18 protein-coding genes are annotated in these 25,409 nt (G+C 63.9%); 9 read left to right on the forward strand and 9 right to left on the reverse strand.

Annotated elements, in window-relative coordinates:
• The first annotated feature begins 103 nt into the window (after positions 1 to 103).
• The 6 genes from ACE3UG_RS12800 to ACE3UG_RS12825 all read left to right on the forward strand — a co-directional run bounded on the left by ACE3UG_RS12800 (position 104) and on the right by ACE3UG_RS12825 (position 7,585).
• Positions 104 to 565, forward strand: coding sequence for an Lrp/AsnC family transcriptional regulator (locus ACE3UG_RS12800; protein ID WP_374624451.1), 462 nt, complete (start codon positions 104 to 106; stop codon positions 563 to 565).
• Between the two features lie 303 nt (positions 566 to 868).
• Positions 869 to 3,274, forward strand: coding sequence for a TonB-dependent hemoglobin/transferrin/lactoferrin family receptor (locus tag ACE3UG_RS12805; RefSeq protein WP_374624571.1), 2,406 nt, complete (start codon positions 869 to 871; stop codon positions 3,272 to 3,274).
• A gap of 117 nt (positions 3,275 to 3,391) precedes the next feature.
• Positions 3,392 to 4,510: a hemin-degrading factor gene (locus ACE3UG_RS12810; protein ID WP_374624453.1), complete on the forward strand. Its 1,119-nt coding sequence runs from the start codon at positions 3,392 to 3,394 to the stop codon at positions 4,508 to 4,510.
• The gene (locus ACE3UG_RS12815) at positions 4,507 to 5,445 is read left to right on the forward strand and encodes a hemin ABC transporter substrate-binding protein (RefSeq protein WP_374624455.1); all 939 of its coding nucleotides are present in this window, start codon (positions 4,507 to 4,509) and stop codon (positions 5,443 to 5,445) included. The genes ACE3UG_RS12810 and ACE3UG_RS12815 overlap by 4 nt, the downstream gene beginning before the upstream one ends.
• Before the next feature lie 95 nt (positions 5,446 to 5,540).
• On the forward strand, positions 5,541 to 6,686 hold the full coding sequence (locus tag ACE3UG_RS12820; protein ID WP_374624457.1) for a FecCD family ABC transporter permease: 1,146 nt from the start codon (positions 5,541 to 5,543) through the stop codon (positions 6,684 to 6,686).
• A 38-nt stretch (positions 6,687 to 6,724) separates the two neighbouring features.
• Positions 6,725 to 7,585 carry an ATP-binding cassette domain-containing protein gene (locus ACE3UG_RS12825; RefSeq protein WP_374624459.1) on the forward strand — a complete coding sequence of 287 codons (861 nt, stop codon included), beginning with the start codon at positions 6,725 to 6,727 and terminating at the stop codon, positions 7,583 to 7,585.
• Positions 7,586 to 7,706: 121 nt separating this feature from the next.
• On the opposite strand, the gene ACE3UG_RS12830 is transcribed toward ACE3UG_RS12825, so the two are convergent.
• The 4 genes from ACE3UG_RS12830 to ACE3UG_RS12845 form a co-directional block, all read right to left on the reverse strand.
• The gene (locus ACE3UG_RS12830; RefSeq protein WP_374624461.1) at positions 7,707 to 8,678 is read right to left on the reverse strand and encodes a delta(1)-pyrroline-2-carboxylate reductase family protein; all 972 of its coding nucleotides are present in this window, start codon (positions 8,676 to 8,678) and stop codon (positions 7,707 to 7,709) included.
• Between the two features lie 174 nt (positions 8,679 to 8,852).
• The gene (gene pbpC, locus ACE3UG_RS12835) at positions 8,853 to 11,063 is read right to left on the reverse strand and encodes a penicillin-binding protein 1C (protein WP_374624573.1); all 2,211 of its coding nucleotides are present in this window, start codon (positions 11,061 to 11,063) and stop codon (positions 8,853 to 8,855) included.
• 49 nt (positions 11,064 to 11,112) lie between these two features.
• Positions 11,113 to 11,838: a lysoplasmalogenase gene (locus tag ACE3UG_RS12840; protein ID WP_374624463.1), complete on the reverse strand. Its 726-nt coding sequence runs from the start codon at positions 11,836 to 11,838 to the stop codon at positions 11,113 to 11,115.
• 20 nt (positions 11,839 to 11,858) lie between these two features.
• The gene (locus tag ACE3UG_RS12845; RefSeq protein WP_374624465.1) at positions 11,859 to 17,885 is read right to left on the reverse strand and encodes an alpha-2-macroglobulin; all 6,027 of its coding nucleotides are present in this window, start codon (positions 17,883 to 17,885) and stop codon (positions 11,859 to 11,861) included.
• A 196-nt stretch (positions 17,886 to 18,081) separates the two neighbouring features.
• Between ACE3UG_RS12845 and ACE3UG_RS12850 the strand changes: the two genes are divergently transcribed.
• Complete coding sequence (locus tag ACE3UG_RS12850) at positions 18,082 to 18,597, forward strand: FUSC family protein (RefSeq protein WP_374624467.1); 516 nt, start codon at positions 18,082 to 18,084, stop codon at positions 18,595 to 18,597.
• 179 nt (positions 18,598 to 18,776) lie between these two features.
• Here ACE3UG_RS12850 and ACE3UG_RS12855 read toward each other — a convergent pair whose 3' ends face one another.
• The gene (locus ACE3UG_RS12855) at positions 18,777 to 19,268 is read right to left on the reverse strand and encodes an Lrp/AsnC family transcriptional regulator (RefSeq protein ID WP_374624469.1); all 492 of its coding nucleotides are present in this window, start codon (positions 19,266 to 19,268) and stop codon (positions 18,777 to 18,779) included.
• Between the two features lie 141 nt (positions 19,269 to 19,409).
• On the opposite strand from ACE3UG_RS12855, the gene phhA reads away from it, so the two are divergent.
• A complete protein-coding gene (gene phhA, locus ACE3UG_RS12860) occupies positions 19,410 to 20,255 on the forward strand; it encodes a phenylalanine 4-monooxygenase (RefSeq protein WP_374624471.1) in 846 nt (281 codons plus the stop codon).
• Between the two features lie 331 nt (positions 20,256 to 20,586).
• Complete coding sequence (locus ACE3UG_RS12865; protein WP_374624474.1) at positions 20,587 to 20,892, forward strand: 4a-hydroxytetrahydrobiopterin dehydratase; 306 nt, start codon at positions 20,587 to 20,589, stop codon at positions 20,890 to 20,892.
• Positions 20,893 to 21,082: 190 nt separating this feature from the next.
• Here ACE3UG_RS12865 and ACE3UG_RS12870 read toward each other — a convergent pair whose 3' ends face one another.
• The 4 genes from ACE3UG_RS12870 to ACE3UG_RS12885 all read right to left on the reverse strand — a co-directional run bounded on the left by ACE3UG_RS12870 (position 21,083) and on the right by ACE3UG_RS12885 (position 25,407).
• Positions 21,083 to 21,535 carry an SET domain-containing protein gene (locus tag ACE3UG_RS12870; RefSeq protein WP_374624476.1) on the reverse strand — a complete coding sequence of 151 codons (453 nt, stop codon included), beginning with the start codon at positions 21,533 to 21,535 and terminating at the stop codon, positions 21,083 to 21,085.
• A gap of 160 nt (positions 21,536 to 21,695) precedes the next feature.
• Complete coding sequence (locus ACE3UG_RS12875) at positions 21,696 to 22,337, reverse strand: MarR family winged helix-turn-helix transcriptional regulator (protein WP_374624478.1); 642 nt, start codon at positions 22,335 to 22,337, stop codon at positions 21,696 to 21,698.
• Between the two features lie 1,562 nt (positions 22,338 to 23,899).
• Positions 23,900 to 24,148 (reverse strand): DUF2274 domain-containing protein, encoded by a 249-nt coding sequence (locus ACE3UG_RS12880; RefSeq protein ID WP_008642645.1) that lies wholly within the window; start codon positions 24,146 to 24,148, stop codon positions 23,900 to 23,902.
• The gene (locus ACE3UG_RS12885; RefSeq protein ID WP_034201268.1) at positions 24,145 to 25,407 is read right to left on the reverse strand and encodes a TrbI/VirB10 family protein; all 1,263 of its coding nucleotides are present in this window, start codon (positions 25,405 to 25,407) and stop codon (positions 24,145 to 24,147) included. Before ACE3UG_RS12885 ends, ACE3UG_RS12880 begins: the two co-directional genes overlap by 4 nt.
• Positions 25,408 to 25,409: the final 2 nt, after the last annotated feature.

Here is a 25,409-nt window from a genome sequence, read left to right on the forward strand (position 1 = left end):
GCATGCAAGCAGTGTAGGGGGAGGCAGGAGAAAGATTTTTACTATTTCACTCGTTTTGGCGCACAATTAGAAACGTTCATTTCGTAAAAGGCTATTTTGAGAAATGGAATTACTCGATAATTTTGCGCGTCAGATCCTGCGTCTGTTGCAGATCGACTCGCGCCGCTCCGCGCAGGAACTGTCCGACAACGTGGGCCTGTCGGCCACGCCGTGCTGGCGCCGGATCAAGGACATGGAGCAAAGCGGCGTGATCCAGCGCTACACCGTGCTGCTCGACCGCGAAAAGCTCGGCCTGCATGTATGCGCCCTTGCCCACGTGCAACTCACGCGCCACACCGAGGGCGGCACGGAACAGTTCGAGCGCGAAATCCGCACGTGTGCGGAAGTCACCGAGTGCTACAGCACCACGGGCGAGGCCGACTACATCCTCAAGATCGTGGCCCCGGACATCAAAGCCTACGACGCGTTCCTGCATGAACACATCTTCCGGCTGCCCGCCGTGGCCAACGTGAAGACGAGCGTCGTCCTGCGCGAAATCAAATTCGATACGAGCCTGCCGATCTGACGCGCCCCTTTCGTCCCCTTCCCATTTATTGACTTGCGTCTCGGATTGACTTGACGCATCGGCCGTTCATCGCTATAAATGCAAATGATTCTTATTTAAATTCTTCGTCCCACGGCCGAATCTTCGCGGCCGGGTGGCACGAGATGTTTCGCCAGCCGCGCCTGCCTGCGTGCTTCTCAGCGTCGATCACAACGCCGCTGACACGCCGATTGCCACGAGCGCTTGCCAGCCAGCAACGGGGTTTTCTTGCACTGGGAGCCAGCAGTGAAGCAGTTGTCGAGCGGCGGGGGCCGCGCTTTCCTCATGTCAATGCGCCGGGATGACCGGCGATACGTCGCCAACGGTTCGATTCGTACCCGCCGTGGCGCTGTGATCCGAACCGAAGCCTCGCCACGCCATCGTGGGTTCGAGCCGCGTCGGCATTTGCCGCCGCTCGCGGCGGCCGTGCTCGCCGCTTTCTGGTTGCCCGCGGCCGTCGCCCAACCGGCCACAACTGACGATTCGGCACAGCCGGCCAAACCCGCGCAGACGAGCCAACGCGCGCCGCTGCAACCGGCGCAAGCCAATCTGCGGGAGGTGAACGTCACGGCGACACGCACCCCGACCGACGCGGAACGCACACCGGCGTCCATCTCCGTCATCACCGACCAGGATCTCGAAGAGCAACAGGCGCAGGACATCAAGGAAGCGTTGCGGTACGAGCCCGGCGTCACCGTGCGCCGCGCCCCCTATCGCCCGGCCTCGGCCGCTGCCGGCGGCGGTCGTGACGGCAATTCGAGCATCAATATCCGCGGCCTCGAAGGCAATCGCGTGGCCCTTTTCGAGGACGGCATCCGCATGCCCTCGTCCTACTCGTTCGGCCCGCTCGAAGCCGGTCGCGGCGACTACATGAGCATGGACGTACTACGCCGCATCGAAATCCTGCGCGGCCCGGCGTCGTCGTTGTATGGCAGCGACGGCCTCACCGGCGTCGTCAACTTCCTCACCAAAGATCCGCAGGACCTGCTCGACGTGTTCGGCAAGTCGACCTATTTCTCGCTGCGTCCGTACTACAACTCGATGGACCGCAGCTTCGGCACGACTGCGCAGGCCGCGTGGGGTGGAGAGCAATGGCAGGGCATGGTGATTGTCGACGGCAACAAGGGCCACGCGCTTGACGGCCGGGGCGGCAACGACTCGGCCAGCACGTCGCGCACCACGGCCAACCCGCAGGACAGCAACGGCGACTCCGTCCTCGGCAAGCTGGTCTTCAACGCCACGCCCAGCTCGACGTTCAAGCTGACCGGCGAGAGCGTACGCCGCCGCGTGGACTCGCGCGTGCTGTCGGCCGTCAATCCGCCGACGACACTGGGCCTGAACACGAGCGACCGTCTTGAGCGCAATCGCCTCAGTCTCGATTACGACTTCAACGACGCCTCGCGGGCATACGTCCAGAATATTCACGCATTGCTGTACTTCCAGGACGCGAAGAACAGCCAATACGCCTACGAACAACGCACGGCAGGGGATCGTACGCGCGACAACACGTACAAGGAGCGCACCGTCGGCGGCTCGCTGCAAGCGCAAAGCCACTTCGCCACCGGCCCGCTCACGCACAAGCTCGTGTATGGCACCGACGCGAGCCTCGCGTACGTCACCAGCTACCGCAACGGCACGGTGCCGGGCGTAGGCGAGTCGTTCCCGAACAAAGCGTTCCCGGACACCGATTACACGCTCTTCGGCGCGTATCTACAGGACGAGATTCGCTACGGCGCGCTCACCGTGACGCCGGGCATTCGCTACGACGCCTACTGGCTCTCGCCGAAGCGGAACGACCCCCTCTACGTCTCGCAAACCTCCTCGGGAACACGTGTTCAACCGACGTCGTCGAACGATTCCGCGTTCTCGCCGCGTCTGGCAATCATGTATGAGATTGCGCCGTCGCTGATTCCGTACGTGCAATACGCGCGCGGCTTCCGCACGCCGACGCCCGACCAGGTAAACAACGGCTTCTCGAATCCGATCTTCGGCTACATGTCGATCGCGAACCCGAACCTCAAACCCGAAACGAGCGACACGTTCGAGCTAGGTTTGCGCGGCCGTCTGACCACGACCCTCGGCCCGCTCACCTACAGCACGGCGGTCTTCGCGGGCAACTATCGCAACTTCATCTCGCAGCGCAACATCAGCGGCTCAGGCCGTCCGAACGATCCGCTCATCTATCAGTTCGTGAACTTCAGCCAGGCCCGTATTCAGGGCTGGGAAGGCCGCGCCACGTGGGCCCTCAAGGGCGGGCTGACGCTGCGAACCGCCATGGCGTACACACATGGCACCACCGAAGACAACGGTGCCGCCAGCCAGCCGCTCAATACCGTCAACCCGTTCTCGATGGTGCTGGGGGTGCGCTACGAGCCGAACAGCACCTGGTTTGCGCAAGCCGACCTTTTGTTCCAGGCCGCCAAATCGCGGAGCCAGATTGCGAAGACCTGCACCGCCGGCACGCAGCAGAACCAGAACTGCTGGGCGCCGCCGTCGTCGGTCGTGCTCGATCTGTCGGGCGGCTACCGCATCAATAAGTCCGCGACCGTCTACGCCGGAATCTACAACGTGTTCGACCGCAAGTACTGGAACTGGTCGGACGTGCGCAACCTCGCCGAAAACTCGACGATCAAGGACGCGTATTCGGCGCCCGGCCGCAGCGTGGCCGTGAGCCTGAAGCTTCAGTACTGATCCCCCGGATCGATTGTCAGACCTGCACGGGTGCGCCAACCCTGGGCGTGCCCGACGCCCACCGGCACATGCCAGCCTGCCAGCCATCGCCAATCAAAACGCTACAAAGGAAATCGCATGATGAACGCCAAAACCGCTACCCCCGCCGCCCGCCCGGCATTTCCGGCGCCTGCCGACGTCGCTCGCTTGCGCAGTGAATTCCACCGGGTGAAGACCGAACAGAACCTGCGTGATCGCGACGCCGCCGCCGCACTGGGCGTCTCCGAGGGCGAGACGGTCGCGGCCTTCGTTGGCAAACACGTCGTGCGTCTGCGCCCCGAGTTCATCGAGATCGTCGAAGCGCTGCCCGCGCTGGGACGCGTGATGGCGCTCACGCGCAACAACGCTGCCGTTCACGAGAAGGACGGCCAGTACGAGACGCTCTCGCATTCCGGCACGATTGGCCTCGGGCTCGGCAAGGATCTCGACCTGCGCATCTTCTATCACCAATGGGCGTACGGATACGCCGTCGAAACCCCTGCGGAAAACGGCCCGCGCCGTTCGCTCCAATTCTTCGACAAGGCCGGCACAGCCGTGCACAAGATGTTCCTGCGCACGCACAGCGATCTGGCCGCGTATGAGACCCTTGTCGCCCGCTTCCGCGCCGACGATCAGACGCCCGGCCAGCATGTGGCCGCCGCTGACGCCCCGAAGGCCGAAACGCCCGATGCCGGCATCGACGCGGCCGCCTTCCAGCGCGACTGGCTGGCCATGTCCGACACTCACCAGTTCTTCGACATGCTCAAGCGTCACGGTGTGTCGCGCGCCCAGGCCTTGCGCCTCGCACCCGACGGCCATGCACAACAGGTGTCTGCGGCGTCGGTCCGTACGCTGCTCGAAGATGCCGCCAGCACCGATCTGCCGATCATGGTGTTCGTCGGCAACGCGGGCATGATTCAGATCCACACCGGCCCGGTGAAAAACATTCGCGTGATGGGTCCATGGGTCAACGTGCTCGATCCGGGCTTCAATCTTCATCTGCGCGAAGACCTCGTCGACACGGCGTGGATCGTGCGCAAGCCGACGTCCGACGGCATCGTCTCGTCGCTGGAGTTGCTCGATGCCTCGGGCATGGTGATCGCCATGTGCTTCGGCGAGCGCAAGCCGGGCCAGCCCGAGCGTGAAGATTGGCGCGAGGCGCTCGTGCGCGTGGCGCATGCGACCGGCGCCCAGGGGGTCACGGAGGCCTCGGCGTGAACGCGCCATTCGACGCGCGCGGCGTCTCGCGTCGCGCGCTGCTGAGCAAGGGCGTGGCGCTGTCGGCCGGGATCTGGCTCGGCACGCGGGTGCCGACGTCGCTGGCGAGCACGGCATCGTCCGATCTGCCCGCCACACTGGGCAAGGACGGGCCGGTGCGCGTGGTGGTCGCCGGCGGCGCGCTCACCGAAATCGTCTACGCTCTCGGGGCGCAGCGTCGCATGATCGCCAACGATCTGACCAGCCTGTATCCGGCCGCAGCCACACAGTTGCCCAAGATCGGCTATTTGCGCACCCTGTCTGCCGAAGGCGTGCTCTCGCTGCACCCCGACCTGCTGCTGGCCGGCGCGGAAGCGGGTCCGCCCACAGTGCTCTCGCAAATCGCGGCAGCCGGCGTTCCCGTCAAGCGCTTCACCCATGGCTACACAGTCGAGCGGGTGCGCGAGCATATTCACGAAGTCGCGGCCGCCCTGCGCGTCGATGACGACGGCGCCCGCGTGGCGGGCCGCTTCATGTCGGACTGGCAGCGCGTTCGCGACCAGATCGAACAACGGTATGGCCTTCAACGTCGGCCGCGCGTGCTGTTCATCCTCGGCCATACGGGCAATCAGGTGATGGTCGCAGGGCAAGACACGGCGGCCGACGCCGTGCTCGCCTACGCCGGGGCAACGAACGCGCTGCGCGGCTTCACCGGCTACCGCCCGCTCACGGCCGAAGCGGCGGTCGCCGCCCAGCCCGACGTGCTGCTTACGACCACCACCGGTCCGTCGCCCGCCGATCCTGCGCTCACCCTTCTCGCCCAACCGGGGCTCGCCAACACGCCCGCCGGGCGCGCCAAACGCGTCGTGAGCTTCGACGCCTTGTATCTACTCGGCTTCGGTCCGCGTCTGCCCCAAGCGGTGGCCGATCTCGCACAGCGCGTGCACGCCGCTTGAACGCGTGTGAACGCGTGTGAACGCGCGCGAACGCATTACGCGGCGCTGCTCGACGTTGCAACCGCCCGGGCCATTCTGACATTCGTCATCAGTCAATGAACCAAGACCTATCAGCCGCTCCCCCGATTCCGAAGTCGTTGCCGTCCCGCCCGTCGGAGGCGGCAGGCGCCTCGGCCACGACCGCTGCATTCGGTCACACCGGTGCAACGCGACGACGCCCGCCGCAGTGGCTCGTCATGACGGGCCTCGCGGGACTGCTCGCCGTCGCCGTGCTCGCGGCACTATGCGGGGGGGCCTATCGCATTGCGCCCGGCGAGGCCATTGCGGTGCTGTTCCGCGGCGCCACGGGCGACTTCGCTCAGGACCAGACGCGCAACGTCATGTTGCAAATCCGCCTGCCGCGCATCGTGCTCGGCGTACTGGTCGGTGCGGGCTTCGGTGCGGCAGGCGCCGCATTGCAGGCGCTCTTTCGCAATCCGCTCGCCGACCCCGGTCTGATCGGCGTGTCCAGCGGGGCTGCGCTGGGCGCGGCCGGTGTCATCGTGTTGGGCGGCGTCGTATTGCCGGCGTCGCTCGGCCTGTGGCTGCTGCCCGTGGCGGCGTTCGCCGGTGCGCTCGGCGTCACGACGCTCGTCTACCGGCTGGCGGCGGGACGCGGGCGTCTCGCCCTGCCCTTGCTGCTGCTCGCCGGCATTGCGATCAATGCCGTCTCGGGTGCGGCCATCGGCTTGCTGACGTACCTCGCCAACGATACGCAATTGCGCACGCTCACGTTCTGGACGCTCGGCAGTCTCGGCGGCGCCCAATGGCCGATGCTCGCCGTCATCGTGTGGCCCGTGGCACTGGGTATCGTCGCACTCGCCACGCAGTGCCGCTCACTGAGCGCGTTGCTGCTGGGGGAGGCGGAGGCGTTGCATCTCGGTGTTGCCGTGCAGTCGGTCAAGCGTCGCGTGATGATCGCTTGCGCGCTTTGCGTTGGCGCGCTTGTCGCGTCGAGCGGCATGATCGGCTTCATCGGCCTGATTGCGCCCCATATCGTGCGGCTGTTGGTCGGCCCGGACCCGCGTGCCGTGCTGCCGGCGGCGGCCCTCTTCGGTGCGATCCTGACGTTGCTTGCCGACCTCGTCGCCCGCACTTCGGTGGCGCCTGCAGAACTGCCGCTCGGCATTCTCACGGCACTGCTCGGCGCGCCGTTCTTCCTCGCGCTGCTGTGGCGGCGTCGCGGTCAGTTCGGCCTATGACGAATGACACATCCGAACCGACGACACAGGATATTGCCATGCTCAGTGCACACGACCTCACGATTGCTCACACCGATTCGCCGGTGCTCCGCGGATTGTCGCTCGACATCCGCCCCGGCGAGCTGCTCGTACTGCTCGGCCGAAACGGTGCGGGCAAGAGCACCTTGCTCAAGGCGCTGGCCGGCGAGCCACTGCCGCCGCGCACGCACATGAGCGGCGCACTCACGCTCAACGGCACGCCGCTCTCGCACTACACCGCGGCGGCACTGGCCCGCCTGCGCGCCGTACTGCCGCAAACCGCGCAGTTGTCGTTCCCGTTCAGCGCATTGGAAATCGTGACGATGGGTCGCTTGCCGTTCCCGAGACCACGCCGACTTGGCAACGCCGGCAAAACGCCCCCCCGCGATACGGAGATCGCGGCCCTTGCGCTGGAACGCGCCGGCGCGCTGCCATTGCTGCATCGAGACGTGATGACCCTGTCAGGCGGCGAATGGGCGCGCGTGCAGTTTGCACGCGTACTCGCGCAGCTATGGCCCGACGACGGCGCACCCGTGCCATCGGTGCCGCGCTATCTGCTGCTCGACGAACCGACCGCAGCGCTCGACCTCGCCCATCAGCATCACCTGCTCTCGCTCACGCGTGCGCTCGCCAAGTCGTGGGGCTTCGGCGCGATGGCCATCGTGCACGATGTCAACCTGGCGGCGCGTCACGCGGACCGCATGGCGCTGCTCGCGAACGGCCGCATTCTCGCGACCGGCACACCCCGCGACGTGATGCGCGCCGACCTCATCGAAACGACGCTCGGCTTGCCGGTGCATGTGATTACGCCGGACACGTCGACCGATGCCGCAGGACGCAAGGGGACATCGGCGGGCGTGCCGTTTGCGCTGCCCGCCTGATCCCGCGATACCGGCCATGTCTCGACGCGATCCGTGTTCCGCAATGCTTCGCAATGTTCCGCAATGTTTCGCAGCGGTTCGCAATGTCTCGCCGTGTCTGGTTATCGCACCGGTCGACATCTCACTCGGCGGGCACACCGTCCCTTGCGAGATTGGCGCGCGCGCACAGCACGGCGGCGAGATCCCATAGCGCGTAGCCCACGCTCTTGAACAGCACCGGGCCGCTCGAACGGAAGCGATCGGGGGTGATGATCGCGTCGAGCAACGGTGCAGCACGCCCCCAGTCGATACCTGCGTGCAGCAGGTCGCCGGCTTCGTGTTTGACCTCCCACGTGTCGACGACCAGCGTGCCTCGCACGGCGGCGTCGCGGCACAACTGTGGTGGCAGCTCGCGCATATCCGGTCGGAACGCGCCAACACCTGCCACGAAGATGTCATCGCGCCAGCGCAGCACGTCGCTATCGGGCAGCACAGGCTCGTTGCTGGTCGTCGCCGCAATCACGATGCTCACGGTATTGAGCATCGGTTCAACGGCATCGACCACGGTCGCTTCCACACCGAGTGTCGCCGCGTGATCCGCGAGCGCGTGCGCACGTTCGGCGCTGCGCGAGAAGATCATGAAATGACGCGTGCCCATTCCTGCAGCAAAGGCCTCGAGATGCGCCCTCGCCTGCACCCCTGCGCCGACGATCAGTACGGGTCCCTTCGGGCGCGGTGCAAATTTTCGGGCAGCGAACAGCGTCACGGCTGCCGTGCGTCGACCGGTCACGGTGGGCCCGTCGAGCAACATCAGTCGCTCGCCCGTATGCGGATCGAATACCATCACCTCGCCGATGATGGACGGTTTTCCCACACGGCAATTCTCGGGATGAACCGTGATGTGCTTGGTCATCGCGACATCGCGATTGGCCGCCGGCATCACCAGCAGCACGCCGCCACGGCGACCGCGCTCTGGCTCGGTCAGCGCGAAATGCAGACGCTCGGGCGCGCGCGCAGTACCCGAGCGCATTTCCATGAGCATGGCCTCAATCCCGTCGGCCAACTGGGGATACGGCAACAATTGCGCGGTTTGGCGCGCGTCCAGCGTGATCATCGATAGGTCTCCGCTTCGGGGGCGTGCGTCGTTGCCGGCAGGGGTCGCACTCGCCGCCGTCACATCGCGTCACGCTTTGCCAAGTCTGATTTCAGTGTAGCGCGCATCGCGTGAACGCGTCCCCCTCGTCAAAAATTAATCGTGGCAATGCGCGACAACGTTGCGCACATGCGCTCAGCGACGCGCACTGCGCATGCGTTTGTCGTCGGTGAGTGTGGCACCGCGCACCTCGAAGCGAACACTGTCACGCACGGCGCCAGCGGCGTCGACGAGTTCAAGCGTATGGCGCCCTGGCCACGGCAGCCACCCCACGCGCCCACGGCCCGCAAGCGGCTTGCCGTCGAGTCGCCACGCTGCACCTTTGGGCCACGCTGCACCCACCTGGAACCAGAGCCGCTGGTTTGCGGGCGGAATGTCCGGGTCGAGCGCAACGATGGTGCCGTCGGTCGGCCCCGCAATCCGCCAGAGCGGTCCGCCAGGCGCTTTGGTTGCGAGCGCTGACAGTGCAATCGTGGGTTGCGACGTTCCAGGAAGAAACCACTCGTCACGCGCAGGTTCAACGTGCTCGGCATACCGCACCGCAACATGCTCAAGTCCCGGCGGTGCAGCGGGCGGCAGGCTCGCCGTGCGACGATGCAGATAGTCCATGAGCCGATGCCAGATCGGCGCGGCGCCCGACACGCCCGAGACGTCCCACATTGGCGCACCGTCGGCGTTGCCCACCCAGACGCCGACCGTATAGCGGCGCGAATACCCCACGGCCCAGTTGTCGCGCATGTCCTTGCTGGTACCGGTCTTCACGGCGGTCCAGTAACGTGTGGCGAGCGGGCTGTCGAGGCCGAAGGTGCGCGTGCGCGCCTGCCGGTCGGCGATCATGTCCGACACGATGAAACTCACCTGTGGCGAGAAGACCGTCGTGTGCGTAACCTCACGTGCATTCCCGCGCGGTTTGTCGGCCCCACGCGTGCGTGCCGTGTCAGGCATGCGCTCGTTCACGCCGCTGGCGATCCCCCCATTGGCCAGCGCGCGATAGGCATTCGTCAGCGAGAGCAATGTGACATCGGCGCTGCCGAGGGCGAGGCTGTAGCCGTAGAAGTCGCCGCTTTGGGTGAGCGGCAGGCCGAGCGAGACGAGCGTTTGAGCGAACCGGCGCGGCGTGACCATCACGAGCGTGCGCACGGCCGGCACGTTGAGCGACGAGCCCAGCGCCGTGCGCGCACTGACCCATCCCTTGAAATGATGATCGTAATTCTGCGGAATGTAGAGACCTCCGCCCGTGGGCAAATCGATGGGTGAATCGTCAAGCAGCGACGCAGCGGTCACCCGCCGCTCGGCGATCGCCTGTGCATAGAGGAACGGCTTGAGTGTGGAGCCCGCCTGTCGCAATGACGTGACGCCATCGACCTGCGCCGCGGACGACAACGCACCCGACGAACCGACCCACGCAAGAATGTCTCCGCTCGCGTTGTCGATGACGACGACGGCCCCGTCCTGCACGTTGCGTGAACGTCCAGGCGTGCCCAGTTCGCGCAGCGTCTGCTGCAGCGTGGTGACGGCCATGCGCTGGAGATTCGCATCCAGCGTGCTGGTAATTCGCGTGCCCGCTGGCGGACGACTCTCGCTGAAGACGCGCCGCGCGAAGTGGGGCGCCAGATTGACGGCGTCGCGCGTCGTCATCACACTTGCGGGTCGCAGAAACACGAGTTGTGCGTAGCCGTCGAGGCCGTTGCAGTCAGCCGCCTGCCCCAGGTCGCGCAGGATGCGGCAAGCGCGCTGTGCGACACGCGCGGCGGGCGCGTTCGGTGCGCGCAGCAACGCGACGGCCAGCGCCGACTCGCGGGCGTCGAGTCCGATGGGCAACTTGCCGAAAAGCGTCTGCGACACGGCCGAGAGGCCAACGAGTTCGCCGCGAAACGGCACGAGGTTCAGATACGCCTCGAGAATCTGGTCCTTGCGCCAACGCTGCTCCAGCCACAATGCCGTGGCCGCCTGACCGATCTTCTGCGCCACGGAGCGATTGCGGGCGCTCGGGCGCAGGGCGTCGTCGAGCAGACCTGCCAACTGCATTGTCAGCGTGGACGCACCGCGTGTGCGCGTGTGCCAAAGATTGCCCCATGCGGCGGCGGCCACGCCACGCCAGTCCACACCGCTGTGCTCGTAGAAGCGCTTGTCTTCGGAAACGATCAGCGCCTCACGAAAGGCGGGCGAGACGTCGGCGAGCGTTACCCAGTCGCCGCGTTGCGCGTTCATGTCGGCCCGCAGGCGCTGCAGGGGCTCGCCATGGCGATCCAGCAGAATCCAGTCCGACGCGCGCCAGTCCTGACGCACTTCGTCAAACGATGGCACCGCGTACGCAGGCGCAGGTGCCTGAAGCAATCCGAGCATGAGCGTAACGCTCAGCCCCACGTGACGGACGGCGGCCCAACAACGATGTTCAGACACGACGCGCATGCTCCTCAGCCGCTTGTGCGATAGGCGGCGTGCGCATCGCCATGATGCCGGCCGCGAGCAGCAATTGTGCGAGCGCGTAGAAAATCCAGATGGCGTACTCTTGCGCCGGAATGGCACCAACGAAACGCGTAGTACCGATGAGGGCGTCGGAAACGGTGAAGAGCAGCGCGCCGACCGGGGCCCATTCGCCGGGCAGATCGGCCAGCAGCGCCGCCGAGGCCATCATGGCCAGCACAATCACGTAACACGCCACTGGCGCCTTGAGTTCGCCCATTCCAGGCCAGTACATCGCATAGGCGAGCGCGCCCGCCACCCACACCAGCACGATCGCAACGCGATGCCAGCCGGGCACTTGCGCCCATCGACGCCGCAAGCGCCAGAACAGCATGAAATAGGCGAGATGGGCCAGCAGGAATGCCCCCAGTCCCAGCACGAAGCCTTGCGCCACCGTCGGCGAGGCGAGCAGAACATCGCCCACCCCCGAAAAGATCAGCGCGGCGCACAACCACACCCGCTCACGAGGCACCCGGTGATACAAGGCCGCGAACAGCAGCAATGCACACATCAAGGCTTTCGCGACGGGCTGATCGGCATAGGGCGCGCCGCGCAACGCCAGTGCATAGGCTGCGCTCGCAACGGCGGCCAGCCACCAGAAGCGGCGCACCTCCGGGGGCAGCGCCGCCGCCGGCGCAAAGAAGTTCGACGTCATGACGGCTCGTCCTCCGTTCGTCATTGCTTTGCCGGCACCACTTGCACCGGCGCGTTCGGCGTCTCACCGTACATCGCAGGTTCGTACATCGCTTCGACGCGCGTTGGCGGCGTCGCGAACTTGCCGACGTTGTTCAGACGCACCGTATATTCAATGCGATGCTGCCCCTTGGGCAGATAGTCGTAATAGGCACGGTAAGCGTCTTGCGCCCTTTCCTCGAACGCTGGCATGGCACCTTCGCGCTTTTCGCCCTGTGTGGCAATGACGGAGTCGCGACCAAGCCCGCCCCCAAGCACCGTCGCACCGCCCGGCAGCGGATCGCTCACCACGACCCAGCGCATGTCCGCCTGCGCGTCGATGTCGAGACGCACACGCAACACCGCACCGCGCACGAAGCTGTCACCCGAGCGATCTGCGGCGTCCTGCACCTGAACGCTGCGCGTCACACGATAGCCGGCCGAGAACGGGGCCTTGAGTGGTACGGCGGCCAGGCTCTGGATCGTCGCCCACGGCTTGCCCGCCCCCGTCTGCTCAAGACGCAACACATCGCGCGCGCTGTCCGTTCCGGCGATCGCATTGCTCAGCCACGGCAGCGAGACCGCTGGCGGTACGGTGCCTGCCTTGAGCTTGTCCCAGTCGACGATTTGCACACCGCCGCTCGTCTGGTTGTCGCGCTGCCACTGAATGGCGGTTTGTCCCGACGGTGTGTCGCGCTCGAAGCGTGCCGAGAATCGATCCACGGCCAAGCCGCCCCAGACGTTCGCCGTGGTCGTCGACCAGGCCCCGCGCGATTGCAGCCCCAGCAGCCCGATCACGAGACGCGGCATCTCGTCTTTCCACGCCGGGTTCGCGTTCATCAGCAATGCCAGCCGCGCTGCGTTGGTCTCCGGCCCGACCATCAGCCACCAAAGCCCGTCGCTTGCCTGCGTCGAGAAGCCCACGCGTGTGCCCTGATACGACAGACGTGCCCGCAGGATCTGGTCGGCCTGCGCCATCCGCTCGACGCGCTGTGGGATGTCGGGCAGTCGTTGCAGAATCGCGTACCAGTCGATGACTGCCGACGTTGGCCAGTCGTTCGGTGCGATGGTGAGTGCGCTCAACATACGCGCGTTTGCCCGGCCATACCGAGACAACGCCTCGATCGCGGCGAGCTTGCGCAGCGTCAGGTCATCACGCGGTGCCCAGAAGCGGCGCGTCAAACGCCCGTCGACGAATGCCGTCAAACCGTCTTCCATGCGAGCCAGCGCGTCGTCGGGCAGGCCATAGGCCGGGTCGAGCGCTTTCGCTTCGCTACTCACGGCCAGCAGATAGGCGGTGAGGGTATCGCTGCCTTGATTGGCGAAGCCTTCTTGCGGCGGAAAATAGCTGGCCAGCCCATCTTCATCGAGATACGACGGCAGCATACCGGTCACCCGCTTCCATTGCGCGACGTCTCTCAGGCCAAGCGCCTTCGACGCCTGCTGCTCCAGACACGCGTATGGATACAGCTCGAACCAGCGCTTCACGCCCGGCAGCCCCTGTGACAGACGCGGTTGCAGGCTAACGCGAACCTCACCCCGCAACTTTCCGGTGCTATCGGACACGGCGCCTGCGGGCGGCGCCATAGGCAGCGTGAGACTGCCTTCGACTTGCATGAGCACCGACTGCTGAACGCTCGCGGGCAGCGATGGCCGGATATCCTGTCCCACCTTGATCGTGTCGCTTGCCGCTGGCGCACCTCCGGTCGCCGGGGCCTGCGCACTGACCTCCCACAGCACACGTTGCACACGCGTATCCGCCAGTCCGGCAGGCGCGCTCACGTTCCACGCCACTTCGCGCGATTCGCCGGCCGGCACGTCAATGCGTTGCGGCGCCAGGGTCAATTGGGTCGCGCGTGCGGTCAATTGCACCTGCATGGCATGTTGCGTTGTGTTGCGAACGGTGAACTGGGCACGATAGTTGTCGCCTTCGCGGACCAGTGGCGGCAATCCGGAGATCAATTGCAGATCCTGCGTGGTGCGAATCGTCGCGGTCCCGGTGCCGAACCAGCCAAGCGCCTGCGCGCCTGGCTTGCCGTCATCGGCAATCGCCACAATGCGGAAACTGGACAACGAGTCGTTGAGCGGCACGTCCACACTCGCCTCGCCCTTGGCGTCGAGCACGACGCGCGGCTGCCAGAGCAAGAGCGTGTCGAACAGCTCGCGCGTCGGGCTCTTGCCGCCGCCACCGCCCGCGGGTACCGCCTTGCGACCGTAATGCCGGCGCCCGATGATCTCCATCTGCGCCGTGGCGGTCGTCACGCTATAGCTGCGACGTTGCCACATGGCATCGAGCAGATTCCAACTGGTGTTAGGTGCCAGCTCGAGCAGTGCCTCGTCCACCGCCGCGACAGCGACCTCCGATCCGGCGGCAACGGGTTTGCCGTCGGGCTGCGTGACCTTGATATGCACTTTGGCATGGCCTCGCACCGGGTAGGTCGGCGCATCCGGCTTCACCGTTACGCCCAGTCGCTGCCCTGCGGTGCCCACACGCAGTTCGGCCAAGCCGAAGCGATAGGCCGGCTTGCCCAGGTCCACCAATCCGGTCGGGGCCTGGTACTCCCGCCCCTCGTACCAAAAGGCCCTGAACCATTCCAGCGGCTGCTTCCAACCCCATTGGAAGAATGAGTACCAGGGCACTTCATGGATTCGCCCACGCACGGCGAGCACCGACACGTAGACATTGGGCCCCCACGACGGATCGACCTTCAGCGAAATGCTCGGGTCCTTGCCGGAGATCTCCATCGTGCGCGTCTCCATCACGCCTTCGCGCTCAATCGCCACGAGTGCCGTCGCCTCGCGAAAAGGCATGCGCACCTGCAGCTTGGCCGTCTCGCCCGGCTCATAGGCGCGGCGCTCCGGCAGTACGTCCATGCGGTCGGTATTGTCGCCGCCAAACCAGACCTCGCCGCGTCCCGTCACCCAAACACTCGTCGTCGACGTGCTCAGATTGCCCGTGTCGTCTTTCGCCTGTGCAACGAGCGTTATTTCGCCCGGTTGCGAGAGCGACACGTCGCATGACAACAGACCACGCGCGTCCGTCTTGCCACTGCACACCGTTCCCAGGTCCTTGACCTCGGTGCGGTTGTCGTAGGCGTAAAAGCCACCCACCATGCGCTTACGGCTGCTGGTCGTGATTCGTGCTTCTGCGCGCACCGCCATCGCCACCCCGGCCTTCGGCTTGCCCTGCAGATCGAGCGCAAGCGCCTTCACGGGCAACTTGTTCGTGATCGACACCCAGCTTTCGCTGCGCACGCCGGTGATCAAATTGGCGGGCCACAGCGTCGCATTGCCGCGAAGCGTCTGAATCTCGCCGTTCGGGTCCGAAAAACTCGCTTCGAGCACCAGGTCGCTCGGCCGCTCGACCTTCGGAAGGTCCTTGAGCGTCAGACTTCCAGCGCCGTTTCGATCAAGCACGAGACGTTGCTTGTCGGCCACCAACTTCTGATCGCTCGATGCCGAACCCTCGTCATTTTCCTGATCATTGTCATCAGCCCCCGACTGCGCCGACGGCGGACGGTACGGCGTGAAGCTGAAATCGTCATATCCGTCGAATGTCAGATCGCGCACGCGCAACAACGCAGAGACACGCACCGCCAGATTGCCCGCTGGACCACCCGCCACATAGTTCACCTGGACGTTGACCGGGGCTTCCGTCTTGTTGATGAGCGGCGACTTCACCGCATCGCGCACGCCAATCGATCCGGCCAGGACTGGCAGACGGAAGGCATCCACCCGGAAATGGCCCGCGTCGAGCGACGCTGGATAGGACTTCGGACGCGAATCGGCATCCGTGTAATCGAGTGTCACCGCGTACTCGCCCAGCTTCGCGCCCTGCGGAATCTGGAACGTGCTCTCGGCAAGCCGTCCGTTACGCCACGCAATGGGCTGTGTGTAGGTCTGTCCGGACCCTTCATGCGTGATCGTGAGTTGCGACGGCAGACTCGCGGGCAGCGCCAGCCCCTGCATCGTTTCCTGGCGGATGAAGTGCTTCATCGATACCGTCTCGCCGACACGGAACAGCACGCGGTCGAAAACCGTCTGCGCGCGCACGGTCGGACTGTTGCCGCCATCGGTCGGCACATGGAAACGCCACGGCTCGATGCCGCGATCCCAGTCGGACGACACAAACGCCATATCGGGATCGCTTCCCTGTGTCCTGGCGACTACAAAATACCCCGAACGCATCGTGCGCTCGCAATAGCGGTCCTGCTCAAGCGACTTATCGATCTTCGCCACGCCCGTCTTGTCCGTCACCGCGCTCGCCACTTCACTGCCGTCGCAATCGAGCACCCGCACCTTTGCATTGGGTACCGGTTGCCCTTTGTCGAGCGTTGTCACCCACGCCACGGCATTCTCGCGGCCCATCTTGAAATGCACACCAAGATTGGTGACGAGCACGGTGGTACGCACATACATTGGCAACGACTTGCCAAGCAACGCCGCGCCGAGCGACGGCGACGCCAGCTCCACGACATAGAAGCCGGGCTTCTGGAACGGAATGCCGACCACTTCAAACGGGCGCGGATCGTTCCCCTTGGGCACGGGCAGGGTCAACGCCTGAACACCTTGCAACCCGGATAGCAACGACAGGCTGCGCGTGTCATAACGCGCGACCTTGTTCTCGACGATCACTGCCGCATTCGGCCCAAACGCCGCTTGCGCCGCAGGCGACGTCAGAATCGACGGCATTTCCTGTGCGATCTCCTTTCGGGTCATCGTCGTTTCGTCAAAACGACGAACACGCGACAGCCAGGTCATGACCTCGGCATCGTCATCCACGCGCAACTGCAAGGTGCGGCCATTCTCGCCCCCCTTGGCGGCTTCGCCCGCCACACCCAGCCCGTTGATCTGCAGCGCCGGCTCGACCTTGCGCAGCGTGACCGGCAGCATTGGCGGCATACCGGGCTCGGCAAAGCGCTCCACGATACCGAACGGCGCCGCCGCGAACTTGGCCAGCGGCGGCATCGTTGCCGTCTTCGTCTTCAGAGGAAATTCACTGGCATTGTCGAGCGACCGACCGCTATCGTCCGTAAATCCCTTCGGGAGCGAAATGGTCAACTCGGCCCGCTCCGGGAATGGCGCGTCGAAGGTGACGTCGCTCACACTGGAGGTGCGATCCGAATCGCTGAACTTCGGCGAGCGTTCGGCCCCCGCACCTTGCACGCGAATTCGGGCCGCCACGTCGCGGGCGACCGGTGAGTTGAACGTCAGCCGCAGCGGTCGCAGTGGCGTGCAGGGCGCGTTCGCATTCTCACGCTCGCAACTGAAGCTGGCGGTAAACGCCTCGCGCACTTCATATTCAAAGCGCCGCGCCTGCTTCGTCGGCACCCCCGACGGCGTAGTAATGCCGGCCCCCCACACGAGATGCATCTTGGCACCGGCGGCGAGCGTGCGGTTGCATTGCAGCATCACGACACGCGCCGCCTGCTTGTCGAGGTTGAAGCGCTTGAGCAACGCCGCGCGCGTGTCGCCGTCGATCCACTTCACACCAATGCGCTCGCCCACACTTTCCGTCTCGCACCAGGCATTCTCACGCACCGTCGCCGGAAGCGCCGCGCCATTGAGCGTCAGAATAAATATCTGGTTTTCGTCGATGAGACCGTACGACGGACGGATGGTCGAGACGGCCGGGCCGCCCGTGTTGAATGCGTAACGTGAAATGCCCGACAAGACTGTGCCCGAAACGGCAGACAACCCGCTCCGCATCTCGACCGAACACTTCGCGCCCGGTGGCAACGATGCCTTGAAGTCGTACACCCAGATCTTCGGTTCAAGCCAGTGACCGTCGCCAGTGAGCGACGCGTCGGCGCATCTCACGGTGGCGGGTGCCGGCGCCCGCGGATCGCCCGCCGGCACCATGGCTTCGTCAAACTTGACGACCACCTGATCCACGCTCGCGACTTCACCCTGCGGGCTGACACTGACGACGCGCGATGCTTGCGCAGGCGTTGCCACGACCACGCCAAGAAACAGTGCCACCCACGCCAACGGCGCGGCCGGCCAGACACGTTGCGCTCGGCTTTGCATGCCTGACTCCTCCCGGGTTCCAGTGAGGCGATTCTAACCCGCAGTCCTTGGCATTTCGAACCATTTCCTACGAGACGCACGAAGAGGGTCAATATTTCGGATTGCCCGCCCCGCCAGGTTGGAATCGTCTATGTTAGGTCCGCGAAGCCGCCTATGTCACACTGACAACTTACCGTGTTGGCAACGTGAGCGTTTCATGTCCCTCGCCTTTCTCCATCCCAAGAAGAACGCGCTGGTGTATCTGGTCAAGATTCTCAGCGGCTCGCTGATTGTCTGGTTCGGCCTGCGCGCTGCGGGTTTTCCAGAGCCTTACTGGGCGATGATTTCGCTCATCATCGTGACCGAACCCGACCCGCTGCAGGCGCGCAGCAACTTCAAGGCGCGCTCGATCAACACGATTACGGGGGCGGTCGTGGCCTGTATCGTCTTATTGATCATGGGGCCGGGTCTGGCAGCGATGCTCGTGGGCATCACCCTCGCCACACTGGCTGCCATGCTGGTGCAGAACTATCCTGCGAACTGGCGTCTGGGTCCGGCCACGGTCGTGATTCTGATGTCGGCAGCATTGAGCGGACAGGGACAAGGCCTGCATGAAGAGCTCAGCCTCGCCATGCTGCGCGTGATTGAAGTGTTGATCGGCTCTACCGTCGCACTGATTCAGTCGCTCATCTATGGACGTTACGTGAAGCCCTGGCTGATGCCCGCCGACTGAGTCGACGTGAGCGTGGGCATCGGAATGACGACGGCGCGACCGGATTGCAGTCCAATCCACCGATCGTTCAAACCGAACCACACCCGCGCAGTGAAGTGCCGCCAAGTCCAGCACGTCCGGCACTTCGCAGGATGTGGGGGAAATCTGGGGAAATCGGGCGACGTGACGCCGTCGCGTGTTCAGCGCGGAGACTGCCGGTTCGCCAGATAGTGCAGCGGCAGCGCATTGCTGCGCTTGAACGCGCTCAGCACGATGTTCGAGCGCACATTCTCCACGCCCGGCACTTGCATCAAGCGCTTCATGACGAAAGCCGACAACGCGTTCAGATCCGGCACGACGATGCGCAGCAGGTAATCGGCCTCACCAACGACGGCATGGCACTCGAGCACTTCGGGCAGCAGATCGATTTCCGCCTGAAATTTCTCGATGACATGATCGCCGTGATGCTTCAGACGCAATGTCGTGAACGCCGTCACCGCCAGGCCCAATGCTTCGGGCCGCAGCACCACGCGATACCCCTCGATAACGCCTCCGGCTTCGAGCCGTTGCAGGCGACGGCCTATCTGCGACGGTGAGAGCGCAATGTGTTCGGCCAGTTGGTGATGTGTTTCACGCCCGTTCCGCTGCAACGCGTCCAGAAGGGCCAAATCGAAGCTGTTCAGATCAAGCATGAAGATTCTCCGCAATAAATCGCACTTCCATGCGAAATTTATGCAAACGACTTTCACCACAGGCGCATTATGCGCCCATTTCGCATGCCATGCGCACTACACTTTCAATCATTGTCACCGCTTGATTGAGACGTTCGTATCATGTCCATTACTGCCATGCTCCAGGAGCAATTCGCCGCCGGTCTCACGACCCGGCCCGACTTCACGATCGAGCAGCCCGTCGACCAATACGGCGCCGTCGATCATGCGGTCTGGCAGCAGCTCTATGAACGTCAGACGGCGATGCTGCCGGGCCGCGTCTGCGATGCCTTCATGGATGGCATTCGGGCCCTCGACATGGACGCGCGTCGCGTGCCCGAGTTCGAGCATCTGAACGAGAAGCTCATGGCGGCGACCGGCTGGCAAGTCGTCGCCGTGCCCGGACTGGTGCCGGACGACGTGTTCTTCGACCATCTGGCCAACCGCCGCTTCCCGGCCACGTGGTGGATGCGCCGCCCCGATCAGCTCGACTACCTGCAGGAGCCCGACTGCTTTCACGACGTATTCGGTCACGTGCCGCTGCTCGCGAACCCGGTGTTCGCCGACTTCATGCAGGCCTACGGCGAAGCCGGCAAGGTGGCGCAATCGCTCGGCGCGCTGCCCTTGCTTGCACGTCTGTACTGGTACACGGTCGAATTTGGTCTGATGCGCGATGGCGACGGCCTGCGCATCTACGGCGCGGGGATCGTCTCGAGCCGCGGCGAAACAGAATTCTCCCTGACCTCGCGCGAGCCGAATCGGCTGGGGTTTTCGCTCGAACGGGTACTGCGCACGCAATACCGCATCGACACTTTCCAGCAGACCTACTTCGTGATCGACGACTTCGCCCAATTGTTCGACGCCATGCGCGCCGATCTGCCGGCGCTGTTCAGGACATTTGCCGAACAGCAGGCATTCGAGGCCGACGTTCGTCACCCCGAAGACACGCAAATCCTGTTGCCCGCGTGAGCCTGCGGCCCGGTGCCTCTCCGGGTCGCGTCGTTTTCCCCGGAAGATTGCCATTGCCGGCGGCCTGTCCCCAGTCCCCCTGCCCCTTGCCCATATCGACGACTGGCATTCGCTATTCACTCTTCGCGCTATGGGACAGCGCTTACACACACGTCACGCCGGCCTGTGAAACAATAGGCTGAATGAATCGGCAACCCTGCCGCTTCATGGGCGCTGCGTTCGGCCTGGCCGAGAACCCTCCTGAGTCCGCACGCAGCAATCACTGACGCCGTGCTGGCGCCGGTGGACGCGCATCGGCCCGATTGGCACTGAACGCTTTGAAAGGAATGTCATGACAACACGACTCTCATCCGAGGCACGCGCGAGCCTGACCGAAGTGCTACCCGAGTGGCACCAGGTGGTCGGACGCGACGCCATCCAACGCAGCTTCATATTTCACGATTTCAACGAGGCCTTCGGCTTCATGGCGCAGGTTGCGCTCAAAGCCGAGAAGATGAACCATCATCCGGAGTGGTTCAACGTCTACAACCGTGTGGACGTCACCCTCTCGACACACGACGCTGACGGATTGACCCAGCGCGACGTCGATCTGGCGCTGGCCATCGATCAGTTCGCGGGCGATCGCGCCTCGAGCTGACCGGCCCGCAGCCGCGCTGCCCAGGCAGCCGAATTCAAGCCTTTTCTCTGTGCATCGGACGGTATCGCGGCCAGAACGCGCGGCGGCCCGATCCGCACCGATGCCGCCCCACGTTCCTCAAACTTCCTCAAACTCCCACCCACCTTCGCTACACGCCTGCCACGAGTGTTACGCCCGATGCCTGACGCGTTCAGCGCTTCGGCGCGAGCAGCGTGCCTCGGCACGCCTTGGTGCCGCAGTGGCAGGCGTACTCGCGTTTGAGTTTTGCAGTGTAGCGGGCGTCGATCACCAGCCCGTAGTCATAGAAAAGCTCTTCGCCGGGCTCGATGTCGCGCATGGCGTAGATATAGACCTGCTCGCCCTCTTCTCGCGCTTCGCAGTTGGGCGAGCATGCGTGATTGATCCAGCGGGCGTTGTTGCCGTCGACCTTGCCATCGATGCACCGGCCGTCTTCCAGACTGAAATAAAAGGTGTGCGTCGGGTGTGCCGGATCGTGGGGATGGCGGCGCAAAGCCTCGCGCCACGAAATGATCTCGCCCTTGTACTCGATCACGCGATCTCCCTTCTTGAGACGCTTGAGCGCGTACACCCCCTTACCGTGAACGCCGGACTTCCTGACTTCGATTCTGCGCTTGGCTGCCATCTCTATGCGACGAGGTTTCGTGGATGCAAAAAAGCGCAGTGTACAGGCACGTGACGCTCATGTGCGTGACAAGCCGTGACGAAAAAAAACGTCACCCGCTACCGGATGACGTTCTCCCCTCGCTCGTGCGGGCCGTGCGTGACGAATGCCGCTCGACTGCTCAGGCTTTGCTGTATAGCTTCCAGACCTTGCGTTGCGTGGCGATATCGGCGTCCTCGTGCGCGTTGCAGTCGAGGGGCAGACGAGAGTCGTCATACGTCACATTGAAGTAATCGCAGTGATATTGCCCTTTGCCTCGTGCGGAAACGTCGAAGTGACTGCACGTCAGGCACATGCGCTGCGGCGGTACGTCGCCGCGCTCCTGCATCGTGAAGATCAGCTTGACCAGCGTTCGGTAAAGTTGGGCGCATTCCTTCTCGCCGAGCGATTCGGAGGCCGTGCTCAGGAAGTTCGGCCATTGCGACGCCTTTTTGGCCGCCGTCTTGCCACGCGCGGTCAACCGCAGGGCAAGCGCCCGGCCGTCGTTGGCGTCGCGCCGCTTCTCGACAAGGCCCTTGTTCTCCAGGGTGCTCACGGCCTCGCTGACCGTGGCCGATGTGAGTGCGGCATCCTCCGCAATCTCGCCCAATCGCATCGGCACGCCGCGCGTGAGCAGGAGCGTCAGAATCTCGCCCTGCGTCGGCGTCAATCCAGCCATTGCCGCGCCTTCCCAGGCGTGGCTCCGTAACGCGGTTCCCATGCGCAACAAACCTGCTGTCACGCGCTTGGAGAGCGCTTCATCTAGTGGGGTCGGAGTAGCCATGATTTTCGTTAGGATTTCTAAAAACTATACGTCAGTAAAACAGCTTGTCAAATAAACTCACAGGCGGTGCATCACACGTCTCATCATTGCCTTTCATCCATGTTGGCGCCCCGCCCGGGGGAAACCCTAAGCCACTTCCGTGTCGATACGCGACGGCAAGTCGCTGTTGAACATGCCGCCCCACCACCATTGCATTGTGTGTTCTGAGTTTCATTTTGGCGTATCAGTTCTTGTACTGATCTCCCAAATCCTACTCACGATGTTTACAAAATATTGGTGTCCTGCGCACCCCCGATGCAAAGCGTCGTATCGGGAAAAATATTTCGCATCCCATGCGAATTACACCGTCCGCTGAACAGGTGTCACGCTCGGCCGATTTTTCAAGCTCGTCGCACCCCGCATCATCGCCACGCATCGCCCCAAAGCCGCACCTGTCATGGCTCGCAGACCGTAGCGATTCCGCTAGCCGGTCTCGGGTCAGCGCTGTGACGGGTGATCAAACATCTCGATTTTCGAGACATTCCATACTCAGTCTGGTGCGTTGCGCACGCCTCCCCCCGCTCGTCCCGCATTTCGGACACGACGCAAATTATTTGAAACACGACCAACGGTCGCCAAACGACGGGGGCGAAGTGCCTCAAAAAAGTGGGGGAAGAACGGATCGGCGTATCCGCAGGCAACAGCTTTGGGATACGCGAAATGGAGGATTTGACAGTACCGGCGATTTCGCTCGTTACCGCCAGCAAAACCAACGTCATTCACTTCTTACACCACGCACAGTAGGTCACAAATAAGAGTGGCGAGATTGTAGCCGCGAACCGGCTGCGCTACGTAAGAACGTCAAAATTATCCACAAAACCGTGTTTTCAGGGGTCCGTTGCACAATATTTAGGCGCCTGTGGATAACTTTCTGGATAACCTATCGGACTGGATGTGCATGGGATCGGGATAACTCGCGAATCTTTCCACAGGGGGTGAAAACTGTTCCGAGTTGTTCTCGGGATACCCGCTGTCTTTCCATCCAGTTCTCATTCGGGCAACTTCCTGTTTACAAGGCGTTAACTGTGGTTATCCACAGGATTGGACTGCCTTTGTTAACTACTACTATGTATACATACAGTAAACCTATTAAAACCTTAAAACCTTGCTACGAACGACGCGAAAACCGCGAAACCCGTGTCGGTTGAACCGTGGAAAATGCCGAGCGGCCTCTGTCGATTACGACTACGGCGGGCAATTGCGGGGGATCGGCGGTACACGTACGTGCCAAACCGAGCGGGCAATAAAAAATGTTCGGTGTCAAGTATTTTCAAGGCATCCCATTTGGCCTGAAACCTTATACGAGACAGCAAGTTAGCTCTGTATCGTGCCACCCGATGGCACCTCGGCGGTGTGGGCTAGGTGCCACATGAGAGCGTTGGGAGAGAAAGCCGGATCGCGCTACATCGGACACGGAGTGCAGCGTCGGCAACCGACCTGAACTCCCATATTACCGGCTTCCCAAACGAAGAACGCACGGCCTGGAGCCGCGCGTTCTTCATTAAATCTATGTCGGAGCATCGTCATCCTGACTTCGGGGTGGCGACGGCCTTGGCCTTGCCACCCCGCTTGAATCCCCGATCCCCCGCCATGAAGGCTTCGAGCATGTGCGGGATCAGCGTGGCCGCATCGACCGCTTCGCCATAGGTCTGCGCATGAAGAGCGGCGTACCGGTCTAGATCCATTTTCAGGCTGGCTGGACAAGCGAATGTCAGCTTGGTGCTGCTGGTCGATGGCAGCGGCCCAAGCCGGAGTTTTCTGGCCATGTTCATCGGGCACCTCCACGCTGAAGAAAGAGCGGCTGGTAAGGTCGAACCTGTAAATCCCTTGCCACGATGATCCGCACCGGCAACCCCGGCCGCGCTGTCAGCGTCGGCTGGATGTTCATGTTGCGCCGGGTCATCTCCTGCCCCACTTGGTTCACACTGTCCTGCAGACCATCGCGCCCGGCAATGACGATGCGGTTGCCGTTCTGCCGATTCTCCGGCGCGGCCAACTCGGCGCCGATACCCAGCAGCGTGGTCAGCGCCGCCCCGGCAAAGATGCGGCCCCAATGCTGATCCACTTCATCCTCCAACCCTGCGTAGCCCGCAGGATCGGTGCCGACAAGGTTGTCGAGCGTCAGCGAGGATGTGTCTGGCAAGATGATCCGGTTCCACACCATCTGCACCCGGCTCTGCCCGAAGCTCACCTGGCTGTTGTATTTGCCCAAAATGCGCGAGCCCTGCGGAATCAGCAGGAACCTGCCCGTAGCCGTGTCATAGACCGGCTCCGTCACCGTGGCGATCACATCGCCCGGCAGGTCGGACTTGATGCCTGTGACCAGCGCCGCTGCGATCACCGTCCCGGCCATCACCTGGTACGGCGAGGCTGGCATTTGGAGATTGCCGGAATTGCGAGTCTCCTTGGAGCCGCCTTTCAGGAACGCCTCTTTCTGGTCTTGCCGGTTCTGCACGGTGGTGGGATCACTGGGCTGGGCCGCCGTCGAGGCCGGACCGGCCGCCAGCGGATCGAACCCTGCCAAGGCGTTGGCCATGCCGGGTGCTCCGGGCGCCGCCTGCGCGACAGCGCCAGCGGCTTGGCCCGGCTTTCCCGAGCGGAAGAACACCGCCGAAGCCGCCGCCGCTTCGGCCTCCTTGCGCAAGGCGTCGTTGGGATCATGTCCCGGCGGCATGTAGGTGGGCTGCTGCGCCGCCACGATGGCCGGCCCCAGGTCGCCCGGCAGCGGCGGCCCCAGCTCGGGCGCCTTCGGCAGTTTCGAGTAATCGGACGGCAACCCATCCAGCCCTTCGGACTTTGAGACCCGATCCACGTTGTACAGCTCGTTCTGCCAGCCTGCGCCGCGCCGGTGCGGCTGCAGGGCCCAGATCGTGGCCCCGAGCACGGCGACCGACAGGCCGCCGGTGAGCATGGCCAGCGTGCGCCGGTTCAGGCGCGTGACCGGGCGCGGCTGGGCGCGCAACGCCATCGCTTCGGGCGCCGCCTTGCCCCCCTGAGAAGTGGCATGGTCGGGGGTGTTGTCTTGGCTCATGC

The organism is Pandoraea sp., assembly GCF_041919235.1.
GTDB lineage: Bacteria > Pseudomonadota > Gammaproteobacteria > Burkholderiales > Burkholderiaceae > Pandoraea.